Raw genomic sequence first — 18,303 nt, forward strand, 5'->3', positions numbered from 1 at the left:
TTGTGAATATTTATAGCGCGCTCTGTACTACACGGTTGAGCACGCGGAAAGCGGAGTTTTATATGTACGCGGTTTTCCAAAGTGGTGGTAAACAACACCGAGTAAGCGAAGGTCAGACCGTTCGCTTGGAAAAGCTGGACATCGCAACTGGTGAAGCGGTTGAGTTTGACCAGATTCTGATGATCGCTAATGGCGAAGATATCAAAATCGGCGTTCCTTTCGTCGATGGCGGCAAGATCAAAGCTGAAGTCGTTGCTCACGGTCGTGGCGAGAAAATTAAGATTGTTAAGTTTCGTCGTCGTAAGCACTACCGTAAGCAGCAAGGCCACCGTCAGTGGTTCACTGACGTCAAAATCACCGGCATCAGCGCTTAAGTTAGGAGAGCGGATTAATGGCACACAAAAAGGCTGGCGGCTCGACTCGTAACGGTCGCGATTCTGAAAGCAAACGTCTGGGCGTTAAGCGCTTCGGCGGCGAAGCAGTACTGGCAGGCAGCATCATCGTTCGTCAGCGCGGCACCAAATTCCACGCTGGTACCAACGTGGGTTGCGGCAAAGACCACACTCTGTTTGCTTTGAAAGACGGTAAAGTCAAATTCGAAGTTAAAGGCCCGAGCAATCGTAAATTCATCAGCATCGACGCTGAATAATTTTCCGAGCCTTACTAAATAGATGTAAGCCCCGCAATTCGTTGCGGGGCTTTTTACATTTATACCCGGCATATTCAGGTTGCAGGCGCGCCAACAGCGCCCGAAACTCGCTTCAGGCGATTGCGGGCCACGGGTTGGTACGCCGTATCAATCGGTCTACGACCGAATTGACGCTTCTTGCGATGAGGGTATAGGGCTGTGCAGCGGCCCGACAGCGCGCAGGCAAAAATCACGAATGGAAACAAAACAGCAGGTCGGTATTGGCATTTTTCTGGCGGTGACCACGGCGGTTTGCTGGGGGGCATTGCCGATCGCCATGAAGGAAGTGTTGCAGGTGATGGAGCCGTTTACCGTCGTCTGGTATCGCTTTACCATGGCGGCCATCGGGTTGGGTCTGATTCTGGCGGTGCGCGGCAGGTTGCCGCCGCTCAAGATGTTCCGCCAACCGCGCTGGCTGCTGTTACTGGTGATTGCCACCGCCGGGTTGCTGGGGAACTTTGTGTTCTTCAGCTCTTCGCTGCAATACCTCAGCCCGACGGCTTCGCAGGTTATCGGCCAGCTGTCGCCGGTCGGCATGATGTTTGCCAGCGTGTTGATTTTAAAAGAGCGGATGCGTATTACCCAGGTGATTGGCGCCTTGATGCTGATTTGCGGGTTGATGCTGTTCTTTAACGTCAGCCTGATCGAAATCTTCACCCGCCTGACGGATTACACGCTTGGCGTGCTGTTGGGGGTGTGTGCGGCAATGGTCTGGGTCACCTATGGCGTTGCGCAGAAAGTCTTGCTGCGTCGATTGGCCTCGCCGCAGATCCTGGTAATGTTGTACACTTTATGTGCAATCGCGTTGTTCCCATTGGCGAAGCCGGCAGTTATTTTCCAGCTCAGCAGTTGGCAATTGGCCTGTCTGCTGTTTTGCGGTGCCAACACGCTGATTGGCTATGGTGCGCTGGCGGAAGCCATGGCGCGCTGGCAGGCTGCGCAGGTGAGTGCGTTAGTAACGCTTACTCCGCTGTTTACCCTGCTGTTTTCAGATTTATTGGCGTTGGCCTGGCCACAGGTATTCACCGCACCGACGCTCAATGTCGTCGGTTATGTCGGTGCTTTCGTGGTGGTCGCCGGCGCCATGTTTTCCGCAATTGGTCACCGGTGGTGGCCGCGACGGGCAGAACCCCGCCTGGTTGCTCCTCTAAAGCAACCCGGTGAATGATTTACGGAGACGGTAAATGAAGTTTGTAGATGAAGCAGCGATTTTGGTCGTTGCAGGTGATGGTGGTAATGGTTGCGTCAGCTTCCGCCGCGAAAAATATATTCCGAACGGCGGCCCAGATGGCGGTGACGGCGGCGATGGCGGCGACGTTTATCTGCTGGCGGACGAAAACCTGAACACGCTGATCGATTACCGCTTTGAAAAATCTTTCCGCGCGGAGCGTGGCCAGAACGGTCAGAGCCGTGACTGTACCGGGAAGCGCGGTAAAGACGTTATCATCAAGGTTCCGGTGGGCACCCGGGTGAAAGATCAGGGCACCGGCGAGATCCTCGGCGATATGACGCGCCACGAGCAGCGTCTGATGGTCGCCAAGGGCGGTTGGCATGGCCTGGGCAACACCCGTTTCAAATCCTCGGTAAACCGTGCACCGCGCCAGAAAACCAACGGTACGCCGGGCGAAGAGCGCGATCTGCTGCTGGAGCTGTTACTGTTGGCTGACGTCGGTATGCTGGGGCTGCCGAATGCCGGTAAATCCACCTTTATTCGCGCGGTTTCCGCCGCCAAGCCGAAGGTCGCGGACTATCCGTTTACTACGCTGGTGCCAAGCCTGGGCGTGGTGCGTATGGACAACGAACAAAGCTTCGTCGTGGCCGATATTCCGGGGCTGATCGAAGGCGCTTCCGACGGTGCCGGTTTGGGTATTCGCTTCCTGAAGCACCTGGAGCGTTGCCGCGTATTGCTGCACCTGGTGGATATTGCGCCGATCGATGAATCCGATCCGGTTGAAAACGCCCGCGTGATCGTTAACGAACTGAACCAGTACAGCGAAAATCTGGCGCAAAAGCCGCGCTGGCTGGTGTTCAACAAAGTCGACCTGCTGGATGAGGAAGAGGCCGCCGAGCGTGCCAAGGCCATCGTTGAAGGCATGGGCTGGGAAGGCAAGTACTACATGATCTCTGCCGCCAACCGCGCCGGCGTCAACGCACTGTGCTGGGATGTGATGAACTTTATCAACACCCAGCCTAAAGCGATGGCGATCGAAGAAAGCGCGCCGGAAAAAGTGGAGTTCATGTGGGATGACTACCACCGTGAACAGATCGCTGAAGTGGAAGCCGAAGCGGACGATGACTGGGATGATGATTGGGATGAAGAAGACGACGAAGGCGTCGAGTTCATCTACAAGAAGTAATTACCGGTTGTCATGATTAAAGGGCCCTGCGTGATGCAGGGCCTTTTCTTTTGCGCGTCGGCGGGGTTATCAAGGCTTCAGCGCGTCGTTCGGCAGCCAGCACTGGGCATTTAGCCCGTGGCTGTCGCTACGGTTTTCCAGCGTCAAACGTCCCTGGTGCAGTTGTACTATGCGGATGACGATGTTCAAGCCCAGGCCGCTGCCGCCGTAGCGCTGATCCATACGGCGAAACGCCTGGGTGATTTCCCCGATCATGGTTTCCTTGATCCCCGGCCCTGCGTCGATCACCTGCAACAGATGCCCCTCAGCCTGCGGCGTCAGCCGTACCTGAATGCTACTGTTCTGCGGGCTGTAGCGGTGGGCGTTTTCCACCAGGTTACGCAACAGCAGCCGTAACAGCACCGGATCGCCACGGGTCGGCGCAACGGGCGGCAATTGCCACTCCAGGCGCTGCTGGCGCTGCGCCGCCAACTCGGTCAATTCTTCCTGCAATGGCTGGATAACGTTATCCACCCAGTCGAACCGCTGATAGTGGCCGCCGGCGAAGTTCTGCCCGGCACGTGACAGCATCAGCAACTGTTCGACCGTGTGCATCAGTTGATCGATACGGGCAATCAGCAAGGTGCTTTCCTTGACGCCCTGCTGTTCCATCAGCTCCAGATGCAGGCGGATACCGGCCAGCGGCGTGCGTAGCTCATGTGCGGCATCGGCAGTAAACAGCCGTTCTTGTTGGATGGTATTGTCCAGCCGAGAAAAGAGCTGATTGAGCGCGGTAGTGACCGCGACCATTTCGCGACTGTCGCTGTTGACGGGCAGCGGCGACAGGTTATCGGCGGAACGCTGCTCCAGACGCGTTTGCAACTGGTTGAGCGGCCGGATAATCCAGCTGATGGCCCAGAACGACGCCAACAGCGTCACCATCATCATGATCAGCGACGGTGCCAGTAGCGAAGCGATGGCTTCGGCGATTTCGTTGTCGACCCGCTCGGTGCGAACCTTGGCGGTCAGCGTTTCATCGACCAGAAAACCGATTTGCTCACGGCTTTCATGCCATAGCCATAAAGCGCTGATCAACTGGGTGACCAACAGGATCAACGCCAGCATCAGCAGCAGACGACGGCGCATGCTGATCATGGTAGGGATTCCAGACGGTAGCCAATGCCGCGCACGGTGCGGATACGATCCTTACCCAGCTTGCGGCGAAGATTGTGGACGTGTACTTCGAGGGTGTTGGAGCCGAGGTCGTCGTTCCAGGTGTACAAATCCTGCTGCAACAGCTCGCGATTGACCGTTTGCCCGGCGCGCATCATCAGGCGCGACAGAATGGCAAATTCCTTGGGAGTGACGTCCACCGGCTGTTGCTGTACATACACCTGCTGGCTGGACAGGTTTAGCGTCAGGTCATCGAGTTGCAACAGGTTGTCGCTGTGGCCCTGATAGCGGCGAATCAAGGCGCGTACCCGCGCCTTCAGTTCGACCAATGCGAACGGTTTGACCAGATAGTCGTCGGCGCCGGCGTCCAGGCCGTCGACGCGGTCTTCCAGCGCGTCGCGGGCGGTGAGGATCAGCACCGGCAGATCGATATGCTGACGGCGCCACTGGCGCAGCAGACTGGCGCCGTCCAAATCCGGCAGGCCCAAATCGAGGATCACCATGCTGTACTGACTGCTGACGATCAACGCATTGGCCTCGGCGGCGTTCAGGGCGCTGTCGCAGGCATAGCCTTCGCTGGCCAACGCCATGGCCAGACCCTGTAGCAGCAGTTCATCATCCTCAACGATCAGTAACTTCACCCTGGGCCTCGGTTATTGTGCTACTCAGTTATTTTGGTAAATATCCTTGTACAGCCGGCTTTCAAAACGCACCAGCGGGATACGACGTTGTCGCTGGTCTTCTGGCGGCACCGCATAGCCCGACAGATACTGTACGAAGGCCAGACGCTGACCGCTGGCGGTGGTGATAAAACCGGCCAGGTTGTACACGCCTTGCAGCGCCCCGGTTTTCGCCGATACCTTGCCGTCGACGCCGGCTTCGTGCAGACCGCCGCGATAACGCAAGGTGCCATCGTAACCGGACAGCGGTAACATCGAAATAAAGTTCAGCTCGCTGTCGTGCTGCGCGATGTATTGCAATGCCTGCATCATGGTGGCCGGCGCCAGCAGGTTGTGGCGCGACAGGCCAGAGCCGTCCACTACGATGCTGTTGCCAAGATCTACTCCCGCTTTCTGGCGCAGAACCTGACGCACGGCGTCGGCGCCTGCCCGCCAGGTACCCGGTACGCCGAAGCGTTCATGGCCGATGGTACGAAATACGGTGTCGGCAATCATGTTGTCGGACTTTTTCAGCATAATCTTCAGCAGATCGTGCAACGGCGCTGACTGGGTCTGCGCGATCACCGTTCCACTGATGCCTGGCTGTGTCTGGCGCTTCAGATGACCGTCAATCTGGATACCGGCCTGCGTCAGTTCGTCTTTTAAAATCGCGCCGGCATAGCTGGCGCCGTCCTGAATGGCGAAGGCCAGCGGCAAAGGGTCGCTGCGCTGCGTCAGACAGCCGGTCAGGGTAAAGCGGTTCAGCTCGCCCGGCACCACGTCCAGCTCGCAGTATTGCGCGTCTGACGAGCCTTTGGCCAGGGTACGCACCTGGCTGAACATGTTCACCGGATAATAGGATGCAACGCGGATAAACGCCATGTCGCCGGGTTTCGGTGCGCTGTACAATGATACCGAGAAGCAGTTGCGATCAACGATGGCCGCCGACGGCGGGGCGCTGAAACACTGCGTCAAATCGTTCCACGGCCAGCCCGGAGCCTTGTCATGGCTGGCGAACACCGAGGTATCAACCAGTACGTCGCCGGTGATTTGCCGCACGCCCTGTTTTTTCAGCACCGCGACCATGTTGCGCAGGCTTTGGCGTTTAAAGGTCGGATCGCCGCCGAAGCGCGCAATCAGATTGCCCTGTAACACGCCGTCGTTGATGTTGCCCTGGCTTTCCAGCGTGGTGCTGAAGCGATAGTCCGGGCCGAGCTGCAACAGGGCTGCCAGCGCGGTCAGCACCTTCTGGGTACTGGCGGGCAGGGCCATTTGCTGAGAGTGATAATCGATGACCGGCGCCGGTGCGCCGATCTTCTGAACTACCAGGGCAAGGTTGGCCCCATCAGGCAAATATTGTGTGTAATCTTCAACCGGGGCCGCATTTACATTTAGAACAAATGCGCAAGCCAATGCACTGACAATTCGTGAAAAACGCATAATCTCGGAATAGCTGCTGGGTAACGTGCCGCCATACTACGGCGCATTCAGGGAAAAAGTAAACGATGACCCTCAAGGAACTCTACGCTAAAATGCGTATCAAAATGCAAAATCGATCCTGACTTGGGCAACAGTTCCGAGTCAGGCTTCTTTTGTTTATCGCCTGGAGGCGGCTGGCGGTAGCCATCCGTGTTTTCATACGAATACGTCAGGATGACGGTTATTTGAACAGGAAAGATTTAGAGGTAGTGAAATTATGAAACAGATTCCGATGACCTTGTTTGGCGCTGAAAAACTGCGCGAAGAACTTGAATATTTGAAGAGCGTGCGCCGCCCGAAAATCATTGCTGACATTGCGGAAGCGCGCGAACACGGCGATTTGAAAGAAAATGCCGAATATCATGCGGCGCGTGAGCAGCAGGGTTTCTGTGAAGGTCGTATCCAGGAAATCGAAGCCAAACTGTCCAACGCCCAGGTGATTGATATCACCAAAATGCCCAATACCGGCCGCGTGATTTTTGGCTCCACCGTTACGGTGATGAATCTGGATAGCGAAGACGAAGTGACCTACCGCATCGTTGGCGACGATGAAGCCGATTTCAAGAAAAATCTGATTTCGGTCAATTCGCCGATGGCGCGTGGTTTAATCGGTAAAGAACAGGACGACGTGGTGGTGATCAAAACCCCCGGCGGCGACGTGGACTACGAAATCCTGAAGGTGGAATACCTCTGATTGACCAAGGCTGGTCAGAAGTTCGGCAGGGTTTTGTAAAGAAAAGAAAAAGGCCGCATGGCGGCCTTTTATCTGACGCAGGTGCATGGCACCTTTTCGTTAAACTGGCGTCAATTAACGCGGTAGACTGATCTTGCGCTCTTTGGAAGGGCGGTAAAGAATAAGCGTACTACCGATAACCTGCACGTTGCAGGCACCCGTTTCACGCACGATAGCATCGGCGATCAGGGTTTTGGTCTCGCGATCTTCAGCAGCGATTTTTACTTTGATCAGCTCGTGGTGCTCCAGAGCCTGTTCAATTTCAGCCAGCACCCCTTCGGTGAGACCGTTATTACCCAGCATGACAACCGGTTTTAACGGATGCGCCAGGCCTTTCAGGTGCTGTTTTTGTTTATTATTCAGATTCATTGTCTTTTTTGCTTAAGTTGGGATTGAAAACGGTACATTCTACCGCCATCTCATGTGTATCACCAAATCGGTCTTCACCGATGAGAGTCTACGTGAGCAGCGAACCTGACATAAGACTCTTTTTAGGATAGTTGGAAAACGAGATGGCAAATAAAAAGCGTTCGGCGAGTTCCAGTCGCTGGCTTCAAGAACACTTTAGCGATAAATATGTACAACAGGCGCAGAAAAAAGGGCTGCGCTCTCGTGCCTGGTTTAAACTTGATGAAATACAGCAAAGCGACAAACTGTTTAAACCGGGTATGACGGTAGTGGATTTGGGGGCGGCGCCAGGTGGCTGGTCGCAGTATGTCGTTACCCAGATCGGCGGTACCGGGCGGATCATCGCCTGTGATATTTTACCAATGGATCCTATCGTTGGCGTCGATTTCCTCCAGGGCGACTTTCGTGATGAACTGGTATTAAAGGCGCTGTTGGATCGTGTAGGTGAAAGCAAGGTTCAGGTGGTCATGTCTGACATGGCCCCGAATATGAGTGGCACCCCGGCGGTCGATATTCCAAGATCGATGTATCTGGTGGAATTAGCACTGGAAATGTGTCGTGATGTCCTCGCACCAGGCGGAAGTTTCCTGGTGAAGGTGTTCCAGGGAGATGGCTTTGACGAGTACCTACGGGAAATTCGCTCCCTGTTTACGAAGGTTAAGATTCGTAAGCCAGACGCTTCCCGCGCCCGTTCGCGCGAAGTGTACATTGTAGCGACAGGGCGCAAACTGTAGTACCCTAACGCTGTTTGTTAACACAGTTGTAATATGAGGTTAATCCCTTGAGTGACATGGCGAAAAACCTAATTCTCTGGTTAGTCATCGCGGTAGTGTTGATGTCTGTATTCCAGAGCTTTGGGCCCAGCGAGTCGAATGGCCGTAGGGTGGATTACTCTACCTTCATGTCCGAACTGACCCAAGATCAGGTTCGCGAAGCGCGAATCAACGGACGTGAGATCAACGTTACCAAGAAAGATAGTAACCGATACACGACTTATATCCCCGTCAACGATCCCAAGCTGTTGGATACGTTACTGACGAAGAATGTGAAAGTTGTCGGTGAACCGCCGGAAGAACCGAGTTTGCTGGCTTCTATCTTCATTTCGTGGTTCCCGATGCTGTTGCTGATTGGGGTCTGGATATTCTTTATGCGGCAGATGCAGGGCGGCGGCGGCAAGGGCGCGATGTCCTTCGGCAAGAGCAAGGCCCGTATGCTGACTGAAGATCAGATCAAGACCACCTTTGCCGACGTTGCCGGCTGCGACGAAGCAAAAGAAGAAGTGAGCGAACTGGTTGACTACCTGCGCGAACCGAGCCGATTCCAGAAACTGGGCGGCAAGATCCCGAAAGGCGTGCTGATGGTTGGCCCTCCGGGTACCGGTAAGACGTTGCTGGCGAAAGCCATCGCCGGCGAGGCGAAAGTACCGTTCTTCACCATTTCCGGTTCCGACTTCGTGGAAATGTTTGTCGGTGTGGGTGCATCCCGCGTTCGCGACATGTTTGAACAGGCGAAGAAAGCCGCGCCTTGCATCATCTTCATCGATGAAATCGACGCCGTCGGTCGCCAGCGTGGCGCCGGTCTGGGTGGCGGTCACGATGAACGTGAGCAGACGCTGAACCAGATGCTGGTTGAGATGGACGGTTTTGAAGGCAACGAAGGCATCATCGTCATCGCGGCAACCAACCGTCCTGACGTGCTTGACCCGGCGTTGCTGCGTCCAGGCCGTTTCGACCGTCAGGTGGTAGTCGGCTTGCCGGACGTGCGTGGCCGTGAGCAAATCCTGAAGGTGCACATGCGTCGCGTGCCATTGGCGGCAGATATCGACGCGTCGGTTATCGCTCGCGGTACCCCGGGTTTCTCCGGTGCCGATCTGGCCAACCTGGTCAACGAAGCTGCGCTGTTCGCTGCCCGTGGCAACAAACGCGTGGTGTCGATGGTCGAGTTCGAAAAAGCCAAAGACAAAATCATGATGGGCGCGGAACGTCGCTCGATGGTAATGACCGAAGCGCAGAAAGAGTCGACCGCCTATCACGAAGCGGGGCACGCGATTATCGGCCGCCTGGTTCCGGAACACGATCCGGTGCACAAGGTGACGATTATTCCACGTGGTCGCGCGCTGGGTGTGACCTTCTTCCTGCCGGAAGGGGACGCGATCAGCGCCAGCCGTCAGAAGCTGGAAAGCCAGATTTCTACCCTGTACGGTGGTCGTCTGGCGGAAGAAATCATCTACGGGCCGGAAAAAGTGTCTACCGGTGCCTCGAACGACATCAAGGTCGCGACCTCCATCGCGCGCAACATGGTGACCCAATGGGGCTTCTCCGAGAAGCTGGGGCCACTGCTGTATGCCGAAGAAGAGGGCGAAGTGTTCCTGGGTCGTTCCGTGGCCAAGGCGAAGCACATGTCTGATGAAACCGCGCGTATCATCGACCAGGAAGTCAAATCCCTGATCGAACGCAACTACACCCGCGCGCGTTCGCTGTTGATGGAAAACATGGACATCCTGCACTCAATGAAGGATGCCCTGATGAAGTACGAAACCATCGACGCGCCGCAGATTGACGACCTGATGAACCGTAAGGACGTGCGTCCGCCAGCGGGTTGGGACGATGCGAGCAAAGGCAACAACTCCGACAACGGCGGCACACCAAAAGCCCCGACGCCGGTTGATGATCCTCGCACGCCAAATCCAGGCAATACCATGTCTGAACAGCTCGACAAGTAACATCGACTGTGTAATAACATCAAACCCCGGCATGCCGGGGTTTTTTATTGCCCACAGGCAGTGGAACAGCAACAGTAAGGTAGAACAACGATGCAGTTAACCGTGCGCGACATGACGCTCGACCTCTCCCATCCGCGGGTGATGGGCATTCTCAACGTTACCCCGGATTCCTTCTCCGATGGCGGCAAACACAACACGTTGAATGATGCCTTGTTGCATGCCCATGGATTGATATCTGCCGGCGCGACGATGATTGACGTGGGCGGTGAATCGACCCGACCAGGCGCGGCAGAGGTCAGCGAGGACGAAGAGATGGCGCGCGTGGTGCCGGTGGTTGAGGCGATTGCCCGGCGCTTTGAGGTGTTTATTTCGGTGGACACCTCCAAACCGGGGGTGATTCGTGAATCCGCCAACGCCGGTGCGCATCTGATCAACGATGTGCGTTCCTTGCAGGAACCGGGAGCGCTGACGGCAGCGATCGACAGTGGCCTGCCGGTATGTCTGATGCACATGCAGGGCGAGCCGCGCAACATGCAGCAGGCGCCGCACTATGATGACCTGATGGGCGACGTGATGGCCTTTTTCCAGCAGCATATCGCGCGTTGTACTGCGGCGGGCATAGCAAAACAGAAATTGTTGCTCGACCCGGGCTTCGGTTTCGGTAAGAATCTGGCGCATAATTACCAGCTATTGGCACGGTTGTCCGAATTTCACCAGTTCGGCCTACCGCTGTTGGTGGGCATGTCGCGTAAATCGATGATTGGGCAATTGTTGAACGTGCCGCCAGAACAGCGGGTTACCGGCAGCGTGGCCTGCGCGGTGATCGCGGCGATGCAAGGCGCACAGATCATCCGGGTACATGACGTTAAAGAAACCGTCGAGGCGATGCGCGTCGTCGAGGCAACACTTTCAGCTAAGGGACAGTAGAGACATGAGCGAGCGTAAATATTTTGGTACCGATGGCATCCGTGGCAAGGTCGGTGACAGTCCGATCACGCCGGATTTCGTCCTTAAGCTCGGCTGGGCTGCAGGGAAAGTGCTGGCACGCCATGGCTCACGCAAAATCATCATCGGCAAAGATACCCGTATTTCCGGCTATATGCTGGAATCGGCGCTGGAGGCCGGCCTGGCGGCGGCAGGGCTGTCCGCGTCGTTTACCGGCCCGATGCCAACCCCGGCGATTGCCTATCTGACCCGTACCTTCCGTGCCGAAGCCGGTATCGTCATTTCCGCGTCGCACAACCCGTATTATGACAATGGCATCAAATTCTTCTCGATCGATGGTGCCAAGTTGCCGGATCACGTTGAAGAAGCCATCGAAGCTGAAATGGAAAAACCGCTGACCTGCGTCGAGTCTGCGGAGCTCGGCAAGGCCAGCCGCATTATTGATGCTGCCGGTCGCTACATTGAATTCTGTAAAGGCACCTTCCCAAGCGAGCTGAGCCTGAAGGGGCTGAAGATCGTCGTGGACTGCGCCAACGGCGCCACCTATCACATCGCGCCGAGCGTACTGCGTGAGCTGGGCGCCAACGTGATTGCCATCGGCTGTGAGCCGGACGGCATGAACATCAACGAACAGTGCGGTGCAACCGACGTTCGTCAACTGCAAGAGCGGGTGCTGGCCGAAAAGGCGCACGTCGGACTGGCATTTGACGGCGACGGCGACCGGGTGATGATGGTTGATCACCTGGGCAATAAGGTCGATGGCGACCAGATCCTGTATATCATTGCCCGCGAAGGGCTGCGTCAGGGCCAGTTGCGCGGCGGTGCCGTCGGCACGCTGATGAGTAACATGGGTCTGGAACTGGCGCTCAAGCAGTTGGGCATTCCGTTTGCGCGCGCCAAGGTGGGCGACCGCTACGTGCTGGAAAAACTGCAAGAGCTGGGCTGGCGCATCGGGGCGGAAAACTCCGGTCACGTGATTCTGCTGGACAAGACCACCACCGGTGACGGTATCGTGGCCGGTCTGCAGGTATTGACCGCCATTGTGCGCAACAACATGAGCCTGCACGATTTGTGCAGCGGCATGAAATTACTGCCGCAGATCCTGGTTAACGTCCGTTTCACCGGCGAGCACAACCCGCTCGAGTCGGAATCGGTACGACAAGTGACCGAAGCGGTGGAAGCTGAACTGGCGGGGCGCGGCCGCGTGCTGCTGCGTAAATCCGGTACCGAGCCGCTGATCCGCGTGATGGTGGAAGGCGAAGATGAACAACAGGTGACCGAACTGGCCAACCGCATCGCCGAAGCGGTAAAATCTGCGGGTTAAAACAGGCGGTTAACTGCCTTGTCGAATATTTGAGCCACTGGGCGTGGCGCGTTTGCTGTTTTTTTCCGCAAACGCGCCTGCCGCAGCAAATTGCCCTTGCACGGTTTGACGGCTTTGGTTAGTATTCACACCCGCTTCAGTAGGCCGTTGATAACAACGCCTGCGACTTCGTTTAGAAGCATTTGGGGTGAGAAGCATTTGGCACGCGGTGAAGCCGCAAGGATACGGGTACAACTATGTACGAAGCTCTTCTGGTAATTTTCCTGCTGATTTCGATCGGGCTTGTGGCTCTGATCATGTTGCAGCAAGGTAAAGGCGCTGATATGGGAGCCTCATTCGGAGCAGGTGCGTCTGGCACATTGTTCGGTTCGAGCGGTTCCGGTAACTTCATGACCCGCATGACGGCTGTTTTGGCGACGCTGTTTTTCGTCATTAGTCTGATCCTGGGCAACCTGAGCAGCAACCAGAGCCAAAAAGGCAGCGAGTGGGAAAACCTGGGTCAGCCGGTTAAAACCGAGCAGACTACCGCGCCGGCAGCACCAGCCAAGCCGAGCAGCGATATCCCGCAATAAGCCGTCAGCAGTAAACGTGTTTAAACGGTGGTTGGCAGCAATGCAAACGGCCGTTGCAGTAAGAATCAGTACCGAGGTGGTGGAATTGGTAGACACGCTACCTTGAGGTGGTAGTGCCCTAACGGGCTTGTGGGTTCGAGTCCCATCCTCGGTACCAATATCCCAGAGATAACTTGCATTTTTGCGATTATCAGCGTAGTATTTGCCACGTTTTCGGACGCGGGGTGGAGCAGCCTGGTAGCTCGTCGGGCTCATAACCCGAAGGTCGTCGGTTCAAATCCGGCCCCCGCAACCACTTTCCTTTAAGTGTTTATTTTCAAATACACTTTTCGATTGAATCCGCTTTTCTCGAACAACATTTGAAAATGACACTTGTCAGAAAGTTGTACCGAAGCCGCATTGCGGCAAACAGGGTCCAGTTGCATAAAGCCCCGAATTTTCGGGGTTTTTTGTTATTTGGCAACAGAATCACTGGGCTATTAAGCCCTTTTTTTATGTCTTGGGGGTGGGCTTGTCCACATTAGAACAAAAATTGACAGAGATGCTTTCGGCACCGGTAGAGGCGTTGGGCTTTGAGCTTGTAGGCATAGAATTTATTCGTGCGCGCCAATCCACGCTCCGCATCTATATTGATAGTGAAAACGGCATTAATGTTGATGATTGTGCTGATGTCAGCCACCAGGTCAGCGCCGTATTGGATGTCGAAGATCCGGTTACGGTCGCTTACAACTTGGAAGTCTCCTCTCCTGGCCTTGATCGCCCGATGTTCACCGCAGAACACTATACTCGTTTCCTCGGTGAAGAAGTCAGCCTGGTCCTGCGCATGGCGGTACAGAACCGCCGTAAGTGGCAGGGCATCATCAAGTCTGTCGAAGGCGAAATGATCACGGTTACTGTGGATGGGAAAGATGAAGTGTTCGCGCTGAGCAATATTCAGAAAGCGAACCTGGTACCCCACTTTTAAAGTTTGGATGAGGCAACTAGGATGAATAAAGAGATTCTGGCTGTTGTTGAAGCTGTTTCCAATGAAAAATCCCTTCCGCGTGAGAAGATTTTTGAAGCGCTGGAAACCGCATTAGCCACCGCAACCAAGAAAAAATACGAGCAGGAAATTGACGTGCGCGTCAGCATCGATCGCAAAACCGGCGATTTCGATACTTTCCGTCGCTGGGTCGCCGTTGACGAAGTTACCCAGCCTACGCGTGAAATCACGCTGGAAGCGGCTCAGTATGAAGACCCAAGCATCGAGCTGGGCGGATACGTCGAAGACCAGATCGAATCCGTTACCTTTGACCGCATCACCACCCAGACCGCCAAGCAGGTTATCGTACAGAAAGTACGTGAAGCCGAGCGTGCGATGGTGGTCGACGCTTTCCGTCAGCACGAAGGTGAAATCGTCACCGGCGTGGTGAAAAAAGTTAACCGCGACAGCATCGCGCTGGATCTCGGCGGCAACGCCGAAGCGGTGATTGGCCGTGAAGACATGCTGCCACGCGAAAACTTCCGCCCAGGCGACCGTATCCGCGGCGTTCTGTATGCGGTTCGCCCGGAAGCACGCGGCGCACAGCTGTTCGTCAGCCGCTCCAGCCCGGAAATGCTGAAAGAACTGTTCCGCATCGAAGTGCCGGAAATTGGCGAAGAAGTTATTGAAATCAAAGCGGCAGCCCGCGATCCGGGTTCTCGCGCCAAAATCGCCGTTAAAACCAACGACAAGCGTATCGACCCGGTCGGTGCCTGCGTCGGGATGCGCGGCGCACGCGTTCAGGCCGTTTCGAGCGAGCTCGGCGGCGAACGTATTGATATCGTGCTGTGGGACGACAACCCGGCCCAGTTCGTCATCAACGCCATGGCCCCGGCAGACGTTGCCTCGATCGTGGTTGATGAAGATCGGCACACCATGGATATCGCCGTTGAAGCCAGCAATCTGGCACAGGCGATTGGCCGTAACGGCCAAAACGTGCGTTTGGCCTCTCAGCTCAGCGGCTGGGAACTGAACGTGATGACGGCGGACGATCTGCAAGCCAAGCATCAGGCCGAAGCTCATGCCGCCATTGATACCTTCACCAAATATCTTGATATCGACGAAGAATTCGCCACCGTACTGGTTGAAGAAGGCTTCTCTACGCTGGAAGAGCTGGCCTATGTGCCAATCAAAGAGCTGCTGGAAATCGACGGTCTCGATGAAGATATGGTTGAAGCGTTGCGCGATCGCGCCAAAGCTGCATTGACCACGCTGGCCCTGGCTCAAGAAGAAAGCCTGGGCGACCAAAAACCTGCTGATGACTTGCTCAACCTGCCGGGTCTTGAGCGCAGCATGGCCTTTAAACTGGCCGCGCGTGGGGTTTGTACGCTGGAAGATCTTGCCGAGCAGGGTGTTGACGATCTGGCTGATATTGAAGGGCTTAGCGATCAGCAAGCCGGCGAGCTGATTATGGCCGCACGTAATATCTGTTGGTTTGGCGACAACGCGTAATAAACTGTAGCAGGAAGGAACAGCATGACGACAGATGTAACCGTAAAATCACTGGCAGCAGAGATTCAGACTCCGGTTGATCGCCTGGTACAGCAGTTTGCTGATGCAGGGATCAACAAGTCTGAGACCGACTCTGTCACCCAGCAAGAAAAAGAAACCCTACTGGCGCACCTGAACCGTGAACACGGCAGCGCGCCAGGTAAACTGACGTTGCAGCGCAAAACGCGCAGCACCTTGAATATCCCGAGCACCGGCGGTAAAAGTAAATCGGTGCAAATTGAGGTCCGCAAGAAACGCACTTATGTAAATCGCGATACGCAAGAAGCCCAACAGGCGGAAGCGGCAGAGCAGGCACAGCGTGAAGCGGAAGAGCAGGCACGGCGCGAAGCGGAAGAGCTAGCGAAACGCGAAGCAGAAGCGAAGCGCGCAGCCGAAGAGCAAGCCAAACGTGAGGCCGCTGAAAAAGCTAAGCGTGATGCAGCGGAAAAAGATAAAGTGACCAATCAACATACCGACGAAATGACCAAGCCAGCTCAGGCAGAAAAAGCACGACGCGAAGCCGAAGCCGCTGAACTGAAACGTAAAGCGGAAGAAGAAGTGCGCCGTAAGGTGGAAGAAGAAGCCAAACGCGTTGCTGAAGAAGCGCGCCGCATGGCGGAAGAAAACGGCGAGAAGTGGGCTGAAGCCGACGCGGCAAGCGCCGCTGTTGAAACTGCCGACTATCACGTTACCACCTCCCAGCATGCGCGTGCCGCAGAAGACGAGAACGACGCCAAGGTTGAAGGTGACCGTCGCGCCCGTACTCGCGGTGGCAAATCCACCAAGCAGAAGAAAGGCAGCAAGCTGTCCGAATCCAAGGCCGATCGCGAAGAAGCGCGCGCCGTTACCCGTGGTGGTAAAGGCAAGCGTAAGCCAAGCACGCTGCAGCAGGGCTTCAACAAGCCAGCGCAGGCGGTTAACCGCGACGTTATCGTTGGCGAAACCATTACCGTTGCCGAACTGGCCAACAAGATGGCGGTAAAAGGCTCTCAGGTTATCAAAACCATGATGAAGCTGGGCGCCATGGCCACCATCAACCAGGTCATCGACCAGGAAACCGCACAGCTGGTTGCCGAAGAGATGGGCCACAAGGTTATCCTGCGTCGTGAAAACGAGCTGGAAGAAGCGCTGATGAGCGATCGTGATACCGGTGCTGCCGCTGCCGAGCCTCGTGCTCCGGTAGTGACCATCATGGGCCACGTTGACCACGGTAAAACCTCGCTGCTCGACTACATCCGCTCCACCAAAGTGGCATCGGGCGAAGCCGGCGGCATTACCCAGCACATCGGTGCCTACCACGTTGAAACCGACAGTGGCATGATCACCTTCCTGGATACCCCGGGCCACGCCGCGTTTACCTCGATGCGTGCTCGCGGCGCTCAGGCGACCGATATCGTGGTTCTGGTTGTGGCGGCGGACGACGGCGTGATGCCGCAGACCATCGAAGCCATCCAGCACGCGAAGGCGGCTCAGGTGCCATTGGTGGTTGCGGTTAACAAAATCGACAAACCAGAAGCCGATCCGGATCGCGTGAAGCAAGAACTGTCCCAGTACGGCGTTATGCCGGAAGAGTGGGGCGGTGAAGCGCAGTTCGTACACGTATCTGCCAAAGCCGGTACCGGTATTGATGAACTGCTCGACGCTATCCTGTTGCAAGCTGAAGTCCTCGAACTGAAAGCGGTGCGCAGCGGCATGGCGAGCGGCGTCGTCATCGAATCCTTCCTGGATAAAGGCCGTGGCCCGGTTGCCACCGTGCTGGTACAGGAAGGTACGCTGAACAAGGGCGACATCGTGCTGTGCGGCTTCGAATACGGCCGTGTGCGTGCGATGCGTGATGAACTGGGCCGTGAAGTGGTCTCTGCCGGTCCATCCATCCCGGTGGAAATCCTTGGTCTGTCCAGCGTTCCGGCAGCGGGTGACGAAGCGACCGTGGTGCGTGACGAGAAGAAAGCGCGTGAAGTGGCGCTGTACCGTCAAGGCAAGTTCCGCGAAGTCAAACTGGCGCGTCAGCAGAAATCCAAGCTGGAAAACATGTTCGCCAACATGACCGACGGCGAAGTTTCAGAACTGAACATCGTACTGAAATCCGACGTACAGGGTTCTTGCGAAGCGATCAGCGACTCGTTGCTGAAGCTGTCTACCGACGAAGTGAAAGTGAAGATTGTCGGTTCCGGCGTTGGCGGCATCACCGAAACCGATGCCACGCTGGCAGCGGCTTCCAATGCCATCATCATTGGCTTCAACGTTCGTGCCGACGCCTCTGCGCGCCGTGTCATCGAAGCTGAAAGCCTGGATCTGCGTTACTACTCCGTCATCTATAGCCTGATTGACGAAGTGAAGCAGGCGATGAGCGGCATGCTGGCACCAGAATACAAACAGCAGATTATCGGCCTGGCCGAAGTGCGTGACGTGTTCAAATCACCGAAATTCGGTGCTATCGCCGGTTGTATGGTTACCGAAGGTAACATCAAGCGTCACAACCCAATCCGCGTACTGCGCGACAACGTGGTTATCTACGAAGGCGAGCTGGAATCCCTGCGTCGCTTTAAAGATGACGTTAACGAAGTCCGTAACGGCATGGAATGTGGTATCGGCGTGAAGAACTACAACGACGTGCGCGTCGGCGACATGATCGAAGTATTCGAAATCATCGAGATCCAACGCACCATCGCTTAACGATCGCATATCTGCTGATACCCAATGGGTAACATCTGTTCTGGGGGGCCTTGTGCCCCCCGATTTGTCTGGAGAA

17 protein-coding genes and 2 tRNA genes are annotated in these 18,303 nt (G+C 55.9%); 15 read left to right on the forward strand and 4 right to left on the reverse strand.

The window, feature by feature from the left end:
- Positions 1–62: 62 nt before the first annotated feature.
- The 4 genes from rplU to cgtA all read left to right on the forward strand — a co-directional run bounded on the left by rplU (position 63) and on the right by cgtA (position 3,045).
- Entirely contained in the window at positions 63–374 is a 312-nt protein-coding gene (rplU, locus tag ACCC84_RS18820; RefSeq protein WP_004955927.1) for a 50S ribosomal protein L21, read from the forward strand.
- A gap of 17 nt (positions 375–391) precedes the next feature.
- Complete coding sequence (rpmA, locus tag ACCC84_RS18825) at positions 392–649, forward strand: 50S ribosomal protein L27 (RefSeq protein ID WP_004955926.1); 258 nt, start codon at positions 392–394, stop codon at positions 647–649.
- A 235-nt stretch (positions 650–884) separates the two neighbouring features.
- Positions 885–1,856 carry a DMT family transporter gene (locus tag ACCC84_RS18830; protein WP_004955924.1) on the forward strand — a complete coding sequence of 324 codons (972 nt, stop codon included), beginning with the start codon at positions 885–887 and terminating at the stop codon, positions 1,854–1,856.
- 16 nt (positions 1,857–1,872) lie between these two features.
- Positions 1,873–3,045, forward strand: a complete 1,173-nt coding sequence (gene cgtA / locus ACCC84_RS18835; protein WP_004955923.1) for an Obg family GTPase CgtA — start codon at positions 1,873–1,875, stop codon at positions 3,043–3,045.
- A gap of 69 nt (positions 3,046–3,114) precedes the next feature.
- Here the strand turns inward: cgtA and pmrB are convergent, their stop codons facing one another.
- Genes pmrB through dacB form a run of 3 tightly spaced genes read right to left on the reverse strand, consistent with a single transcriptional unit; the run spans position 3,115 to position 6,296 of the window.
- Positions 3,115–4,179, reverse strand: a complete 1,065-nt coding sequence (gene pmrB / locus ACCC84_RS18840; protein WP_004955921.1) for a two-component system sensor histidine kinase PmrB — start codon at positions 4,177–4,179, stop codon at positions 3,115–3,117.
- Positions 4,176–4,838: a two-component system response regulator PmrA gene (gene pmrA, locus ACCC84_RS18845; protein ID WP_004955919.1), complete on the reverse strand. Its 663-nt coding sequence runs from the start codon at positions 4,836–4,838 to the stop codon at positions 4,176–4,178. Before pmrA ends, pmrB begins: the two co-directional genes overlap by 4 nt.
- A gap of 24 nt (positions 4,839–4,862) precedes the next feature.
- A complete protein-coding gene (gene dacB, locus ACCC84_RS18850; protein WP_004955918.1) occupies positions 4,863–6,296 on the reverse strand; it encodes a serine-type D-Ala-D-Ala carboxypeptidase in 1,434 nt (477 codons plus the stop codon).
- Positions 6,297–6,552: 256 nt separating this feature from the next.
- Here dacB and greA point away from each other — a divergent pair, with 256 nt between their 5' ends.
- Positions 6,553–7,029 (forward strand): transcription elongation factor GreA, encoded by a 477-nt coding sequence (gene greA, locus ACCC84_RS18855; RefSeq protein WP_004955917.1) that lies wholly within the window; start codon positions 6,553–6,555, stop codon positions 7,027–7,029.
- A 114-nt stretch (positions 7,030–7,143) separates the two neighbouring features.
- Here the strand turns inward: greA and yhbY are convergent, their stop codons facing one another.
- Positions 7,144–7,437 carry a ribosome assembly RNA-binding protein YhbY gene (gene yhbY, locus ACCC84_RS18860; RefSeq protein WP_004933536.1) on the reverse strand — a complete coding sequence of 98 codons (294 nt, stop codon included), beginning with the start codon at positions 7,435–7,437 and terminating at the stop codon, positions 7,144–7,146.
- A gap of 143 nt (positions 7,438–7,580) precedes the next feature.
- Here yhbY and rlmE point away from each other — a divergent pair, with 143 nt between their 5' ends.
- From rlmE to infB, 10 genes are all read left to right on the forward strand, one after another.
- Positions 7,581–8,210: a 23S rRNA (uridine(2552)-2'-O)-methyltransferase RlmE gene (gene rlmE, locus ACCC84_RS18865; RefSeq protein WP_088499850.1), complete on the forward strand. Its 630-nt coding sequence runs from the start codon at positions 7,581–7,583 to the stop codon at positions 8,208–8,210.
- A gap of 56 nt (positions 8,211–8,266) precedes the next feature.
- Complete coding sequence (gene ftsH / locus ACCC84_RS18870) at positions 8,267–10,198, forward strand: ATP-dependent zinc metalloprotease FtsH (protein WP_004955915.1); 1,932 nt, start codon at positions 8,267–8,269, stop codon at positions 10,196–10,198.
- A 90-nt stretch (positions 10,199–10,288) separates the two neighbouring features.
- The gene (folP, locus tag ACCC84_RS18875; RefSeq protein WP_004955914.1) at positions 10,289–11,125 is read left to right on the forward strand and encodes a dihydropteroate synthase; all 837 of its coding nucleotides are present in this window, start codon (positions 10,289–10,291) and stop codon (positions 11,123–11,125) included.
- A gap of 4 nt (positions 11,126–11,129) precedes the next feature.
- Complete coding sequence (gene glmM, locus ACCC84_RS18880; RefSeq protein WP_004955912.1) at positions 11,130–12,467, forward strand: phosphoglucosamine mutase; 1,338 nt, start codon at positions 11,130–11,132, stop codon at positions 12,465–12,467.
- A gap of 236 nt (positions 12,468–12,703) precedes the next feature.
- On the forward strand, positions 12,704–13,039 hold the full coding sequence (gene secG / locus ACCC84_RS18885; RefSeq protein ID WP_004955910.1) for a preprotein translocase subunit SecG: 336 nt from the start codon (positions 12,704–12,706) through the stop codon (positions 13,037–13,039).
- A gap of 70 nt (positions 13,040–13,109) precedes the next feature.
- Positions 13,110–13,196: transfer RNA gene (locus ACCC84_RS18890), tRNA-Leu, on the forward strand.
- A 61-nt stretch (positions 13,197–13,257) separates the two neighbouring features.
- Positions 13,258–13,334 (forward strand) — tRNA-Met (locus tag ACCC84_RS18895).
- Positions 13,335–13,550: 216 nt separating this feature from the next.
- The gene (gene rimP, locus ACCC84_RS18900) at positions 13,551–14,003 is read left to right on the forward strand and encodes a ribosome maturation factor RimP (protein ID WP_071586634.1); all 453 of its coding nucleotides are present in this window, start codon (positions 13,551–13,553) and stop codon (positions 14,001–14,003) included.
- Positions 14,004–14,024: 21 nt separating this feature from the next.
- Positions 14,025–15,512, forward strand: a complete 1,488-nt coding sequence (gene nusA / locus ACCC84_RS18905; protein WP_004955905.1) for a transcription termination factor NusA — start codon at positions 14,025–14,027, stop codon at positions 15,510–15,512.
- Positions 15,513–15,536: 24 nt separating this feature from the next.
- Positions 15,537–18,227, forward strand: a complete 2,691-nt coding sequence (infB, locus tag ACCC84_RS18910) for a translation initiation factor IF-2 (protein WP_004955904.1) — start codon at positions 15,537–15,539, stop codon at positions 18,225–18,227.
- Positions 18,228–18,303 lie beyond the last annotated feature (76 nt).

It is taken from the genome of Serratia odorifera, assembly GCF_041448735.1.
GTDB lineage: Bacteria > Pseudomonadota > Gammaproteobacteria > Enterobacterales > Enterobacteriaceae > Serratia_F > Serratia_F odorifera.

Excerpts from the sequence above, each read along its gene's own strand:
- rplU (WP_004955927.1), top strand. The coding sequence starts at position 63 with ATGTACGCGGTTTTCCAAAGTGGTGGTAAACAACACCGAGTAAGCGAA.
- rpmA (WP_004955926.1), top strand. The coding sequence starts at position 392 with ATGGCACACAAAAAGGCTGGCGGCTCGACTCGTAACGGTCGCGATTCT.
- ACCC84_RS18830 (WP_004955924.1), top strand. The coding sequence starts at position 885 with ATGGAAACAAAACAGCAGGTCGGTATTGGCATTTTTCTGGCGGTGACC.
- cgtA (WP_004955923.1), top strand. The coding sequence starts at position 1,873 with ATGAAGTTTGTAGATGAAGCAGCGATTTTGGTCGTTGCAGGTGATGGT.
- pmrB (WP_004955921.1), bottom strand. The coding sequence starts at position 4,179 with ATGATCAGCATGCGCCGTCGTCTGCTGCTGATGCTGGCGTTGATCCTG.
- dacB (WP_004955918.1), bottom strand. The coding sequence starts at position 6,296 with ATGCGTTTTTCACGAATTGTCAGTGCATTGGCTTGCGCATTTGTTCTA.
- greA (WP_004955917.1), top strand. The coding sequence starts at position 6,553 with ATGAAACAGATTCCGATGACCTTGTTTGGCGCTGAAAAACTGCGCGAA.
- yhbY (WP_004933536.1), bottom strand. The coding sequence starts at position 7,437 with ATGAATCTGAATAATAAACAAAAACAGCACCTGAAAGGCCTGGCGCAT.
- rlmE (WP_088499850.1), top strand. The coding sequence starts at position 7,581 with ATGGCAAATAAAAAGCGTTCGGCGAGTTCCAGTCGCTGGCTTCAAGAA.
- ftsH (WP_004955915.1), top strand. The coding sequence starts at position 8,267 with ATGGCGAAAAACCTAATTCTCTGGTTAGTCATCGCGGTAGTGTTGATG.
- folP (WP_004955914.1), top strand. The coding sequence starts at position 10,289 with ATGCAGTTAACCGTGCGCGACATGACGCTCGACCTCTCCCATCCGCGG.
- glmM (WP_004955912.1), top strand. The coding sequence starts at position 11,130 with ATGAGCGAGCGTAAATATTTTGGTACCGATGGCATCCGTGGCAAGGTC.
- secG (WP_004955910.1), top strand. The coding sequence starts at position 12,704 with ATGTACGAAGCTCTTCTGGTAATTTTCCTGCTGATTTCGATCGGGCTT.
- nusA (WP_004955905.1), top strand. The coding sequence starts at position 14,025 with ATGAATAAAGAGATTCTGGCTGTTGTTGAAGCTGTTTCCAATGAAAAA.
- infB (WP_004955904.1), top strand. The coding sequence starts at position 15,537 with ATGACGACAGATGTAACCGTAAAATCACTGGCAGCAGAGATTCAGACT.